The organism is Haloarcula sp. H-hyl6 (assembly GCF_056934455.1).
In genome coordinates this window covers 2,209,203-2,220,943 of sequence record NZ_JBRIIK010000001.1, presented here as the reverse complement: position 1 = coordinate 2,220,943, position 11,741 = coordinate 2,209,203, and the positions used below count along the sequence as shown (strand labels likewise).

Annotated in this window: 12 protein-coding genes; 10 read left to right on the top strand and 2 right to left on the bottom strand. The window is 70.2% G+C overall.

Annotation, left to right across the window (positions count from 1 at the left end):
- Positions 1-17: 17 nt before the first annotated feature.
- On the bottom strand, positions 18-854 hold the full coding sequence (locus Hhyl6_RS11515) for a proline dehydrogenase family protein (protein ID WP_483739334.1): 837 nt from the start codon (positions 852-854) through the stop codon (positions 18-20).
- A gap of 111 nt (positions 855-965) precedes the next feature.
- On the opposite strand from Hhyl6_RS11515, the gene Hhyl6_RS11510 reads away from it, so the two are divergent.
- Genes Hhyl6_RS11510 through Hhyl6_RS11490 form a run of 5 tightly spaced genes read left to right on the top strand, consistent with a single transcriptional unit; the run spans position 966 to position 5,418 of the window.
- Complete coding sequence (locus Hhyl6_RS11510; protein ID WP_483739333.1) at positions 966-1,511, top strand: CDP-2,3-bis-(O-geranylgeranyl)-sn-glycerol synthase; 546 nt, start codon at positions 966-968, stop codon at positions 1,509-1,511.
- A gap of 52 nt (positions 1,512-1,563) precedes the next feature.
- Entirely contained in the window at positions 1,564-2,712 is a 1,149-nt protein-coding gene (gene hemC, locus Hhyl6_RS11505) for a hydroxymethylbilane synthase (RefSeq protein WP_483739332.1), read from the top strand.
- Complete coding sequence (gene cobA, locus Hhyl6_RS11500) at positions 2,709-3,473, top strand: uroporphyrinogen-III C-methyltransferase (RefSeq protein WP_483739331.1); 765 nt, start codon at positions 2,709-2,711, stop codon at positions 3,471-3,473. Before hemC ends, cobA begins: the two co-directional genes overlap by 4 nt.
- Positions 3,473-4,225, top strand: a complete 753-nt coding sequence (locus tag Hhyl6_RS11495) for a uroporphyrinogen-III synthase (protein ID WP_483739330.1) — start codon at positions 3,473-3,475, stop codon at positions 4,223-4,225. The genes cobA and Hhyl6_RS11495 overlap by 1 nt, the downstream gene beginning before the upstream one ends.
- Positions 4,225-5,418: an MFS transporter gene (locus Hhyl6_RS11490; RefSeq protein WP_483739329.1), complete on the top strand. Its 1,194-nt coding sequence runs from the start codon at positions 4,225-4,227 to the stop codon at positions 5,416-5,418. The genes Hhyl6_RS11495 and Hhyl6_RS11490 overlap by 1 nt, the downstream gene beginning before the upstream one ends.
- A gap of 15 nt (positions 5,419-5,433) precedes the next feature.
- Here Hhyl6_RS11490 and Hhyl6_RS11485 read toward each other — a convergent pair whose 3' ends face one another.
- Positions 5,434-6,159: a PspA/IM30 family protein gene (locus Hhyl6_RS11485; RefSeq protein WP_483739328.1), complete on the bottom strand. Its 726-nt coding sequence runs from the start codon at positions 6,157-6,159 to the stop codon at positions 5,434-5,436.
- 300 nt (positions 6,160-6,459) lie between these two features.
- On the opposite strand from Hhyl6_RS11485, the gene Hhyl6_RS11480 reads away from it, so the two are divergent.
- From Hhyl6_RS11480 to Hhyl6_RS11460, 5 genes are all read left to right on the top strand, one after another.
- Complete coding sequence (locus tag Hhyl6_RS11480) at positions 6,460-6,963, top strand: hypothetical protein (RefSeq protein WP_483739327.1); 504 nt, start codon at positions 6,460-6,462, stop codon at positions 6,961-6,963.
- Positions 6,964-7,008: 45 nt separating this feature from the next.
- Positions 7,009-8,469 carry a RecJ family nuclease gene (recJ, locus tag Hhyl6_RS11475; RefSeq protein ID WP_483739326.1) on the top strand — a complete coding sequence of 487 codons (1,461 nt, stop codon included), beginning with the start codon at positions 7,009-7,011 and terminating at the stop codon, positions 8,467-8,469.
- Positions 8,470-8,545: 76 nt separating this feature from the next.
- The gene (locus Hhyl6_RS11470; RefSeq protein WP_483739325.1) at positions 8,546-8,779 is read left to right on the top strand and encodes a hypothetical protein; all 234 of its coding nucleotides are present in this window, start codon (positions 8,546-8,548) and stop codon (positions 8,777-8,779) included.
- Positions 8,780-8,826: 47 nt separating this feature from the next.
- Positions 8,827-9,147 (top strand): DUF5783 family protein, encoded by a 321-nt coding sequence (locus Hhyl6_RS11465; RefSeq protein ID WP_483739324.1) that lies wholly within the window; start codon positions 8,827-8,829, stop codon positions 9,145-9,147.
- 193 nt (positions 9,148-9,340) lie between these two features.
- Complete coding sequence (locus tag Hhyl6_RS11460; protein ID WP_483739323.1) at positions 9,341-11,371, top strand: heme-binding protein; 2,031 nt, start codon at positions 9,341-9,343, stop codon at positions 11,369-11,371.
- Positions 11,372-11,741: the final 370 nt, after the last annotated feature.

The following is an 11,741-nucleotide window of genomic DNA, read 5'->3' as shown; positions in this document are numbered from 1 at the left end:
GACCCGAGACCACACAATTATCCGCTGGCGAGGGCGCGAAGGGCGAACAGCGCGTTCTCCTTGCGTTCGAGGACGCGCCGCCAGAAGTACGCCGGCCACTTGCCGCCGTAGGGGGCGTACTGCCAGACGTCGCAGGCACCGGCCAGTTCCCGTTGCGCGTCCTCGCGGACCCCCATCAGCATCTGCACCTCGTAGGGGGAACCGTGCTTGCTGTGGAGGTTCGCCGCCAGCGTCAGCATCGCCGGGTCGTGGCTGCCGACGGCGATGCCGCCGTCGAACTCGCGGAACATGAACTCGAGGTCCGTCCGGTAGGCCTCGTTCACCCGGGATTTCTCCCGGAAGGCCACGTCGCTGGGCGGGTCGTAAGCGCCCTTCACCAACCGGACCTTCCCGGGACAGTCGGCCAACCGCTTCAGGTCGTCGGCGGTGCGGCGGAGGTTCGCCTGCACGCACACGCCGACGCCGCCGCCCCGTTCGGTGGCGTGGTGTTCGAAGGCGTCCAGCGTGGCGTCGGTGGTGGTGTGGTCCTCCATGTCTATCCAGACGAACACGCCGGCGTCGGCGGCGGCGGCGACGACGCGAGCGAGGTTCTCGCGGAACACGCTCTCGTCGACCAGCAGTCCCAGTTGGGAGGGTTTCACCGAGATACACGCCCGGAGGTCCGAGCCGCCGATGTCGGCGGCCAGGCGCTCGTAGGCCTCGGCGTCGCCGTCGGCGGGGGCTCGCTCGTGGTAGTGTTCGCCCAGTCGGTTGCAGATGACGCCGACGCCCGACTCGTTCATCCGGCGGGCGTGTTCGAGGACCGTGGCGGCGGATTCCCCGGCGACGAACCGACGCGCGAGTGGCGGCAACATAGGTAATATTTGCCGTCCGGGCGGCAAGAAGGTTGTCGTCCGGATACGGGGTACGCCGACGGACTCGACGCGAGCCACACCGATTAAGACACCGGGACGACACGCGCGAGTATGGACACACTCGGGGTCGTCGCGACGGCCGTGTGGGCGATGTTGCCCGCCTACGTGCCGAACAACGCGGCGGTGTTGGCTGGCGGGGGACGGCCGATAGACGGCGGGCGGACCATGGGTGGCCGCCGCGTCCTCGGCGACGGGAAGACGTGGCGCGGGACCGTGGCCGGCACGCTGGCGGGGACGGCGCTCGCACTCGCGCTCTCGGCCGTCGCGCCCGCGGTGAGCGGTGCCGTCGGCTACGACCTCCCGCGGTTCCCGATACTCGCGGGGGTGGGACTGGCCTTCGGCGCGATGCTCGGCGACATCGGGGCGTCGTTCCTGAAGCGACGGAGCGGCCGCGAACGGGGCGCGGCGTTCCCCGGCCTCGACCAACTGGACTTCGTCGTCGGGGCGCTCCTCTGCGCGTTCGCCCTCGCGCCGTCGTGGTTCGGGCGGACCTTCACCGGTCCCGTCCTCGTGGTGATTCTCGTGGTCACGCCGCTGTTGCACGTGGTCACCAACGGCATCGCGTACCTCCTCGGATTGAAGAACGAACCGTGGTGAGCGCCCCGTCGGAAGTGATGTGCTTTTCACACCGGCCCGTCGAAGATTGGGTATGACTACGCGCGCGGACACGCTGCGGCTGGCGACACGAGGGTCGGACCTCGCTCTGCGGCAGGCGGCGACGGTCCGGGACCTGCTGGCCGGCCGACGGCTCACGGTCGAACTCACGGAGGTCGAGACCACGGGCGACCAGATACGCGACGAACTCATCCACCGACTCGGGAAGACGGGCGCGTTCGTCCGCAGCCTCGACGAGAAGGTCATCGAGGGCGAACTGGACGCCGCGGTCCACTCGATGAAGGACATGCCGACCGAGCGACCCGACGACCTCGTAGTCGCCGCCGTCCCGGAACGGGCCGCGCCGGGGGACGTGCTGGTGACGCCCGACGGGAGTGCCCTCGACGACCTGCCGGAGGGTGCGACTGTCGGCACGTCCAGCCTCCGCCGCCGCGCCCAGTTGCTGGCCGAGCGCCCGGACCTCACCGTCGAACCGCTCCGTGGCAACGTCGACACGCGCGTCGAGAAACTGCTCGCCCCGGCGCTCCAGCGCGAACATCAGAAGCGCCACGAGGCCGAACAGGAGCGCAAAGAGCACGCCGGCGACGAAGACGACGACTACGAGTTCCCCTACGACGAGGACGTCGAGGCGTGGTTCGACGGTCTCGCGGAACTCGAACGCCGCGCGCTGGGCCGCGAACCCGACGTGGAGTACGACGCCATCGTCCTCGCGAAGGCGGGCCTCGACCGCGCGGGGCTGACTCACCACGTCGGCACCGCGGACCTCCCCGTCGGGACGTTCGTCCCGGCACCCGGACAGGGGGCGCTGGCGATTACGGCCCTCGACGGCGACCTCGCCGAGGACATCCGTGACCGCATCGACCACCCGCGGACCCGCGTCGAGACGACCGTCGAGCGGACTATCCTCGCCGAACTCGGCGGTGGCTGTGTCGCCCCCATCGGCGTGTACGCCACGCTGGAGGGCGGCGTCGTCCACACGAACGTCCGCGTCCTCGCCCGGGACGGCGACGAGGAGGTCCGGGTCGCACGCGACCTCCCCGTAGAACGGCACGTCGACGCCGCGGTGGACCTCGCCGCCGAACTGGCCGAACAGGGGGCCGCCGACCTCATCGCGGAGGCCAAGCGCGACGCCGGAGCGGCCGACGACGACGCCGCGACCGCCCGGGAGGACGAGGACGAATGAGCGACGACGGGGCAGTCGGGAAAGTCTACCTCGTCGGGTCGGGACCGGGCGACCCGGACCTCCTGACGGTGAAGGCCAAGCGACTGCTGGAGAGCGCCGACGTCGTCCTCCACGACAAACTCCCCGGCCCGGAGATTCTCGGTCAGATTCCCGAGGAGAAACGCGAGGACGTGGGCAAGCGCGCCGGCGGCGAGTGGACGCCACAGGAGTACACGAACGCCCGGATGGTCGAACTCGCCCGGGAGGGCAAGACCGTCGTCCGCCTGAAGGGCGGCGACCCGACGGTGTTCGGCCGCGGCGGCGAGGAGATGGGCCACCTCGCCGAGAACGAGATACCGTTCGAAGTCGTGCCGGGCATCACGAGCGCCATCGCCGGGCCGGAGGCCGCGGGCATCCCGGTCACGCACCGCGACCACGTTTCCTCCGTCTCCTTCGTCACGGGCCACGAGGACCCCACGAAGGAGGAGTCGGCCGTCGACTGGGCGGCGCTGGCGGACACCGGCGGCACCATCGTCGTCTTGATGGGCGTCGGGAAACTGCCGGCCTACACCGCCGAACTGCTGGACGCGGGGATGGACCCCGACACGCCTGTCGCACTCGTCGAACGAGCGACGTGGCCCGACCAGCGAGTCGCGACGGGGACGTTGGAAACCATCGTCGACGTGCGCGACGAGGCGGGCATCGAACCGCCCGCAATCACCGTCGTCGGCGACGTCGCGGGGGAGCGTGAACGCGTCGTCGACTTCCTGGAGGGGGCCTGATGCGCGAGGAACCCCGACTTCGGGTGGCGGCGTTCCGACCCGACGACGAGCGACTGACCGCGGCCGTCGAACTGCTGGAGTCGCTGGGGGCCGACCCCGTCGCCGACCCGATGCTCGCCGTCGAACCCACCGACAGCGCGCCCCGCGGAGACGCCGACTACGTCGTCCTGACGAGCAAGACGGGCGTCGAACTCGCGGCCGACGCGGGTTGGGAACCGGGGGCGGCGAGGGTGTGTGCCATCGGCGAGGCCACCGCCGCGGCGCTCCGGGAGGCCGGCTACACCGTCGATGTCGTGCCCGAGGAGTACTCCTCGACGGGTCTCGTCGAGACCCTCGAAGCCGAGGTGGCCGGGTCGCGGGTCGAGGTTGCCCGCTCGGACCACGGCTCTGCGGTCCTGACCGACGGCCTCGAGGCCGCCGGCGCGTACGTCCACGAGACGGTGCTGTACCGCCTCGTCCGACCGCCCGAATCCGGCGAGTCCGCCGAACTCGCCGCCGCCGGCGAACTGGACGCCGCGCTGTTCACCTCGTCGCTGACGGTCCGGCACTTCCTCGCGGCGGCCGCCGACCGCGGGATTCGCGACGCGGCTATCGAGGGGCTACGGGAGGCGACCGTCGGCGCCATCGGGCAACCCACGAAGGAAACAGCGGAGAACGCCGGCATCTCCGTGGACGTCGTGCCCGACCGGGCCGACTTCGAGACGCTGGCCTGTGACGTCGTGGAGACGGCGGCCCCGACCTACCGCGACTGATGGGCGGCGAGGAGGGCGGTCTCGGCGCGGTACTCCGACCGCTCGGTCTGGTGACCGGGTGGCAGGTCGTCGCCAGCACCTGCTTCTACGCGCTGTTCGCCGGGACGGCGCTCCTTCGGGCGAACCTCGACCTCTCGCGGTTCCTCGTCGGCGTCGTCGTCACCGCCGGGACGCTCGGGTACACCGTGGCGCTGTTCCCGGTGGGCGCGGCCGTCGACGGCGTCGGCGAGAAGGCGGTGATGGTCGGCGGCCTCGCCACCCTCGCCGTCGGCGTCGCGGGCGTAGGGCTGGCTGGCGGGTTCCCCTCGCTGCTGGTCGCGGCCGCCTTCCTCGGGGCCGCCTACGCCACCGCGATGCCGGCGACCAACCGGGCCATCGTCACGAGCGTCCCCGGGTCGCTCCGCGGGCGGGCGATGGGTATCAAACAGGTCGGCGTCACCGGCGGGAGCGGCGTCGCCGCCGTGCTCGTCGTCAGCGCCGCGCCGACGGTCGGCGCGTGGAACCTCGGTTTCCTCGTCGCCGGCGGCGTCGCCCTCGCGGTGGCCGTCGCGTTCGCCGTCGGCTACCGGGGTGCGCCCGGCGGCGAGTGGCGTCTCCCCGACGTCGGCGGCCTCTGGCAGAACCGGCCCTACGTGGCCCTCGCCGGCGGCGGGTTCTTCCTCGGTGCCGCGCTGTTCACCACCGTCGGCTACGCGACGCTGTACCTGACCGACTCGGTGGGCGTCTCCGTCGCCGTCGCGGGGCTGGGCTTCGCGGCGATGCAGTTGTCGGGGAGCCTCGGTCGGGTCGTCGCCGGCTGGCTGGCCGACCGGCGGGCAGCGTCGGAGGCCCGCGCGAACGCGACGGTCCTGCTCGGACAGGCGACGCTGGGCGTCCTCCTGTTGGGGGCGCTCGCCCTGCCGGACCTCCCGCGTCCGGTGGCGCTGGCGCTCGTCGTCGGTCTCGGCGCGACGGTACTGGGGTTCACCGGTCTCTACTACGCCTGCATGACGGCACTGGTGCCGGCCGACGAGGTGGGCGCGGCCACCGCCGGCGGACAGACCGCGCTCAACGCCGGGGCGTTACTCGCGCCGCCCGCGTTCGGGTGGCTGGCCGACGCGGCGTCGTACCGTGCCGGATGGCTCTTGCTCGCCCTCGCCACCGCCGTCGGCGTCGGGTTCGTCGCCCTCGTCCACCGTCGGACGACGCCGTAGTGCGGGCTGGGCGTCTCAGTCCGCCGTCTCGGCGGCCCGTTCGTCGGCTTCCATCTCCTCGCGGAGCGTCTCCAGTTCGTACTCGACGGCGCGTTCGTTCGAGAGGCGGTCCAGTTCGCGGTCGATGTCGTCGCCCTCTTCGAGCACGGACTCCAGTTGCCCGCTCTCCTCCAGTTCCTCGAGGGCGGCCGCACGGGCCTCCATCCGCTCGGTCCGCTCGGTCGCGCGCTCGATGGCCCGGTTCACGTCGGCCATCGTGTCGCCGACGCCGGTGAACGCCTCGGAGACGCGGGCCGACGCCTCGGCGGCCTCGTAGCGGGCCTTCATCGTCTCCTTGCGCGTGCGGAACTGCTCTATCTGGCTGGACAGTTCCGCGCGCTTGCCCACGAGGCGGTCCTGTGTCTCCTGCAGGCTGTCTATCTGTTCGGTGAGGTCGGTTATCTGACTCACGTGGGTCTGTTTCTTCTCCAGGGCACGCCGAGCGAGGTCATCGCGCTCCTGTCGCATCGCCTCGCGGGCCTGCCCGTCGTACTTCTCGACGTTCTCTCGGAGCCGTCGGCGGTGTATCTCCAGTCGCTTCTTCTGGGTCGTCACGTCGGCGATGCCGCGGGTCACCCGCTGGAGTTCGTCGCGCAACTCCTCGTAGGAGTAGTCGAGTTCCGCCGACGGGTCCGACGTCCGGTTCAGGAGGGCGTTCAGTCTCGCCCGGACGGCGAACCCGATTCGACCGAGGAGACTCATCGGGCCACCTCGTCGGCGTACTCGGTCGGCGATGCCGCGACGGGACGTGCGCTGGCGGACATGCTGGTGCCTACGAGTGACAGCGAGATAACACCACCGCCGGCCTCGGCGCACTCGTGGTCGCGCGACCGCCAGCGAGCACACGGAACCCGCCAGTGACGGTCGCCCGGCGGCCACAGAGACCGACTAGCGGCTTTATCGTCAGGTAGAGCGTACCAGACGCATGTCACTTTGTCCAGTCTCGGTAGCCCGATTGCCCCGTAACGAGCGGACGAACGCCCCGGCCGCGGCGGTCTGACCGTGGCCGACGGCCGACTCCGCGTTGCGGCCGCGGCACTCGCGGTTCTCCTCGTCGGCGGGGGTGCGGCGTTCGTCGTAGGACTCGGACCGTTCGGGGTCGACGACGGGACCACCGCACCGGTCCCCGACGACCCCCGGCCGGAGACCCCCACTGAGGGACCGCCGCCGTTCACGCTCCGCATAGACCGAATTACGGAGTGTGGTCGGACCTGCCGCGACGTGACTTCGACGCTGCGGAACGACCAGCCGACGGCGTCCGCAGACGTCGGCGTCACCGCCACCATCTACGCCGGACGGGGCACCGACGGGAGCGTCGTCTGGGAGGGCTACGAGTGGGTCGGTGACCTCGACGCCGGGGGGACGTACACGACCACCCAGCGGGTCGAACTGTCGCTCAGACAGGGGTTGGCCGTCGAACGGGCCGACGGGTGGATAACCATCGAGACGACCGTCGAGTACGACGACAGGGTCGTGACCTTCTACCGCCAGCGGCGGGTCGGCTGACCGGGACTGAAGCTTTTTATCCCGGGGCGTGCCTACCCCGGGACGATGAGTACATCCGGCCCTGTCCCCGCGTTAGCCGACCGCGCGAACGCCTGTGCGGACCGGCTACGTGCCGCCGACCGCGTGTTGCTGGCCTCCCACATCGACGCGGACGGTCTGACCAGCGCCGCCATCGCCACGACGGCGCTGTCGCGGGCCGGCATCCCCGTCGAGACGGTGTTCAAGAAGCAACTCGACGCCGACGAGATAGCCAGCATCGCCGCCCGCGAGTACGACACCGTGCTGTTCACCGACTTCGGGTCGGGCCAACTGGACGTCATCTCGGAACACGTCGCCGCGGGGGACTTCGAGGCCGTCGTGGCCGACCACCACCAACCCTCGGACCCCGAGGACTGCGACGGCGACGCCGTGGTCGCGACGGACGGCTACGCCGACTTCGAGTGCCACTGCAACCCCCTGCTCGTGGGTATCGACGGGGCCTCCGAACTGTCCGGGGCGGGCGCGGCGTACGTCCTCGCTCGCCACCTCGAACCCGAGGACGGCGACAACCGTGACCTCGCGGCGCTCGCGGTGGTGGGCGCCGTCGGCGACATGCAGGCCGTCGGCGGCGAACTCGTCGGCGCGAACGAGGGACTCGTCGAGGAGGGCGTCGCGGCCGACGTCCTGGAGGAAGGGACCGACCTCTCGCTGTACGGCAAGCAGACCCGACCGCTCCCGAAACTGCTGGAGTACGCCACCGAGGTCCCGATTCCGGGCATCTCGAACGACCAAGCCGGCGCGACCCGGTTCCTCGAAGACCTCGGACTGGACCTGAAACGCCACGGCGAGTGGCGGACGTGGGCCGACCTCTCCGACGACGAGCGCCAGACCGTCGCCAGCGCGTTGGTCCAGCGGGCGGTCACGCGCGGGGTGCCCGCCGACAAGATAGAGTCGCTGGTCGGCACGACGTACACGCTCACCGCCGAACCGACGGGGACGGAACTGCGGGACGCCAGCGAGTTCTCCACGCTCCTCAACGCCACCGCCCGGTACGAACGGGCCGACGTGGGGCTGGCGGTCTGTCTCGGCGACCGGGAGGGGCCGCTCGAACAGGCCCGAACACTGCTTTCGAACCACCGTCGGAACCTCTCGGAGGGCCTCGACTTGGTCAAAGAGCGCGGCGTCACTCGCTCCGCGTACGTCCAGTACTTCGAGGCGGGCGACGCCATCCGCGAGACCATCGTCGGCATCGTCGCGGGGATGGCGCTGGGCACCGACGGGGTGGACCCCGACAAACCCATCGTCGCCTTCGCGGACGCCGACGGCGAGACGAAGGTGTCCTCGCGGGCGACCGGTCCCCTCGTCGGCCGCGGCGTCGACCTCTCCGCCGTGATGCGCGAGGCGGCCCAGGCGGTCGGCGGCGACGGCGGCGGCCACGACATCGCCGCCGGCGCGACCATCCCGGCCGGCGAGGAGGACGCCTTCGTCGAGGCGGCCGACGACGTGGTCGCCGAGCAACTGGAGTGAGGCTCCCGTGCGGCTCAGTCTCACGGCGCTCGACGGCAACAAGAGCTATACGCGCCGCTGTTCGATGGGGAGACGAATGGACTCGCGTGAGCTGTTCGACCTCGCGTTGGTCGCCCTCGCCGGCCTGCTCGCGTACACGGAGACGTTCGGCTTCGCCGACCCGCGAGCGACTATCGCGGAGATACTCGCCGTCCTCACCACGCTGGACATCCGCGTCTACCTCGTCTTGGGTGGCCTGTTCGGGATGTCCTTCGTCGCGTATCTGGTGGTCTACCTCCCGCGGAAGGACGCCCGCACGACCCGTCCCTGACGCCGAGTCCGGGCCACCTTTATCCTCGGCCGTCCTCGTCCCCGCCAATGACGCAGTTCGACCCCGAGCAGTTCGAGGACAAGTACGCCAACTACTTCCCGGAACTGCAGAAGGCGTACAAGCAGGCCTTCGAGGTGCTGAACGACCGCTACGACTCGGAACTCGTCCACGCCATCGACCAGCAGATTCTCAACGAGTCCGAACCGTTCTACGACGAGGACGAGGGGTTCTACGTCGAACTGCCGGAGAACCCGCGGGACCGACTCACCGCTATCGTCGTCGACGACGAGAAGTTCGAGGTCGTACTGGAGGAGTTCGTCGCTGAAATCGAGTCCCAACTCCACCGCATCTTCGGCGTCGAGGAGTAGTCGCCACACTCGGTGTCGTGTGCCCTCTTCGACCGCTACTTCGTAGCGCCGGAAAGCCCGACCGACTGTTCCACCCGGCGGGGCTTTCCGGTCGGCCGTAGTCGAACTTTCGCCCTCCATAACGAGGGGACACACCCGCGTACTGCTGACCGACATGGGAAGGTTCGTTACCGTCGAACTGTAAGCCGGCGACATGGACCAACGGAAGCCCCCGCAGACGGAGGAGGGCTGGTACGTGTTGCACGACTGCCGGGAAATCGACTGGGACGCGTGGCGGGACGCCCCCCAGCGGGTGCGCGACCGGGCGCTCTCGGAGGGCATCGACTTCCTCTCGGCCTACGAGGCGGTCGAGGACGCGGCGGAGGGCCAGACGGCCGTCTACACCGTGCTGGGCCACAAGGCCGACCTGATGATTCTGCACCTCCGACCGACGATGGGCGACCTCGACGCGGCGGAGCGTCACTTCGAGCAGACGGAGTTCGCGCAGTTCACGGAGCGGGCGTACTCCTACGTCTCGGTGACCGAAGCGTCGGGCTACACCGAGAAGGCCCGCGAGTACTTCGAGGGCGACGTCGACGACGACTCGGGGCTGGCCCAGTACATCCAGGCGCGGCTACACCCCGAGGTGCCCGACGAGGAGTTCGTCTGCTTCTACCCGATGAGCAAGCGCCGGGCCCCCGAGCAGAACTGGTACGACACGTCATTCGAGGAGCGAGCGGCCCACATCAAGCGTCACGGGGACATCGGCCGGGGGTACGGTGGCGACGTGAACCAGATGATATGCGGGTCCATCGCCTTCGACGACTACGAGTGGGGCATCACGCTGTGGAGCGAGGACATGACCAACATCAAGGAACTGTTGACCGAGATGCGTTTCGACCCCTCCACATCGAAGTTCGCGGAGTTCGGGCCGTTCTACGTCGGCCGGCGCTTCGACCCCACCGACTTGCCGGCCGTCCTCGCCGGCCAGCGAGTCCCGACGGACGGCGCGTCGGTCGCGGGCGAGTCGGCGGCCCACGCTGAGGCCGACGGTCACGCCGTCGACGCCCACGCCGAAACAGGCGGAACCCACGCGCACGCCGGCGACGCCGAAGACCGGAGCGGCCCCCACCCGGGGAGCGCGGGCGAGGGGGACCACCCGCACGGCGGCGAGAGCGCCGACGCCGACCATCCGGCGAGCGACGAGGACGAGGACTCGGGTCACGGCGGCGGCCGGCCCGACGTCTCCGGCGACTTCGAGGAGGTAGACGACGCCGCCCAGCGAGTCGGTCGCCTCGGCCTCCACGAGGGGGAGGCCTACGACGCTGGCGATTACGCGCTCGTGTTCCACTCCTCGGCGGACGCCGAGGACATCGTCGACGACGTGGAGGACCTCGCCGAGAGCTTCGACCACTACGACCGGCACGTCACGACGACGGTGCGCGCCCAGAGCGGCCAGACCTACGTCGTCAGCGTCTGGACGGCCAAGGAGGCCGCCGAGACGGCCGCCGGGTTCCTCGGTGACCTCGACGGCGTCGAGGAGCGACTCGGCGGCCAGTTGGGCGACGGCGGCGACGCGGACGACGACGGTGACCACGAACGGGCCGCGGCGTCCTCCCAGTCCATCCGCGAGCAACTCGAAGCCGAGGGCGTCTACGCCGGCCGACCGCACGGCGAGGACGTCTACGCGCTGGTCGTCTACTCCGAGGCCGACCCCGACGAACTGGCCGAGGAGGTGGCGGACCTCCGGAGCGCCTTCGAGCGCTACGACACCCACGTCCGGACGACGGTGTACGCGGACAGCGAGGCGCCACGCGCCTCGGACGCGAGCGGCGACGAGCCGCGAGCCGACCCCGACACCACGGCCGTCGCCTCTCTGTGGGACACCGAGGACGCCGCGGAGACGGCCAGCGAGTACCTCTCGGACCTCCCGCAAGTCGTCCGCCGACAGGGTGAGGGGGACGGGTTCGGGACGATGGGGATGTTCTACACCGTCAAACCCGAGTACCGCGAGGACTTCGTCGAGAAGTTCGACACCGTCGGCGACCTGCTGGCAGACATGGACGGCCACCGCGAGACGGCGCTGCTGGCCAACCGCGACGACGAGAACGACATGTTCATCGCCAGCCGGTGGGACAGCAAGGAGGACGCGATGGCGTTCTTCCGCTCTGAGGCCTTCTCGGATACGGTGAGTTGGGGCCGCGACGTGCTGGCCGACCGGCCGCGCCACGTCTTCCTGGCGTAGCACCGCGACCGAGCGCGGCTTTCGCTCGCGTTTTTCGAGGCCCGCGCCCGCAGCGAGCGACGCGGGTGCGGACGAGATGTCCGGAGTGACAGCGGCGGGACTCACTGGCCGACGACCGCGCCACGTCGGCGTCGCGTCGCGGGGCCGCCGGCCACTCCGTTCGGTCTTCGTCACCGATTTCGATATAAAAACCTGAAATAGTACGTCTGAAGAGTGATTCACACACCTGCCGTCTCCGTGTCTATGTGTGCGGAACTCACACGTACTGCGACGAAACCGAACAATCGACCGGGAGAGCGGCGCGACGTGAACACGGGCACCGCTCGCCCGAAACAGTGAATTGGACCCGGCGACGGGCCGCCGACCGAGC

What these genes read in the sequence shown, in the direction of transcription:
- cobA (WP_483739331.1), top strand. Translation starts at nt 2,709, where the DNA reads ATGAGCGACGACGGGGCAGTCGGGAAAGTCTACCTCGTCGGGTCGGGA.
- Hhyl6_RS11470 (WP_483739325.1), top strand. Translation starts at nt 8,546, where the DNA reads ATGGACTCGCGTGAGCTGTTCGACCTCGCGTTGGTCGCCCTCGCCGGC.
- recJ (WP_483739326.1), top strand. Translation starts at nt 7,009, where the DNA reads ATGAGTACATCCGGCCCTGTCCCCGCGTTAGCCGACCGCGCGAACGCC.
- Hhyl6_RS11485 (WP_483739328.1), bottom strand. Translation starts at nt 6,159, where the DNA reads ATGAGTCTCCTCGGTCGAATCGGGTTCGCCGTCCGGGCGAGACTGAAC.
- Hhyl6_RS11495 (WP_483739330.1), top strand. Translation starts at nt 3,473, where the DNA reads ATGCGCGAGGAACCCCGACTTCGGGTGGCGGCGTTCCGACCCGACGAC.
- Hhyl6_RS11490 (WP_483739329.1), top strand. Translation starts at nt 4,225, where the DNA reads ATGGGCGGCGAGGAGGGCGGTCTCGGCGCGGTACTCCGACCGCTCGGT.
- Hhyl6_RS11465 (WP_483739324.1), top strand. Translation starts at nt 8,827, where the DNA reads ATGACGCAGTTCGACCCCGAGCAGTTCGAGGACAAGTACGCCAACTAC.
- Hhyl6_RS11460 (WP_483739323.1), top strand. Translation starts at nt 9,341, where the DNA reads ATGGACCAACGGAAGCCCCCGCAGACGGAGGAGGGCTGGTACGTGTTG.
- Hhyl6_RS11515 (WP_483739334.1), bottom strand. Translation starts at nt 854, where the DNA reads ATGTTGCCGCCACTCGCGCGTCGGTTCGTCGCCGGGGAATCCGCCGCC.
- hemC (WP_483739332.1), top strand. Translation starts at nt 1,564, where the DNA reads ATGACTACGCGCGCGGACACGCTGCGGCTGGCGACACGAGGGTCGGAC.
- Hhyl6_RS11510 (WP_483739333.1), top strand. Translation starts at nt 966, where the DNA reads ATGGACACACTCGGGGTCGTCGCGACGGCCGTGTGGGCGATGTTGCCC.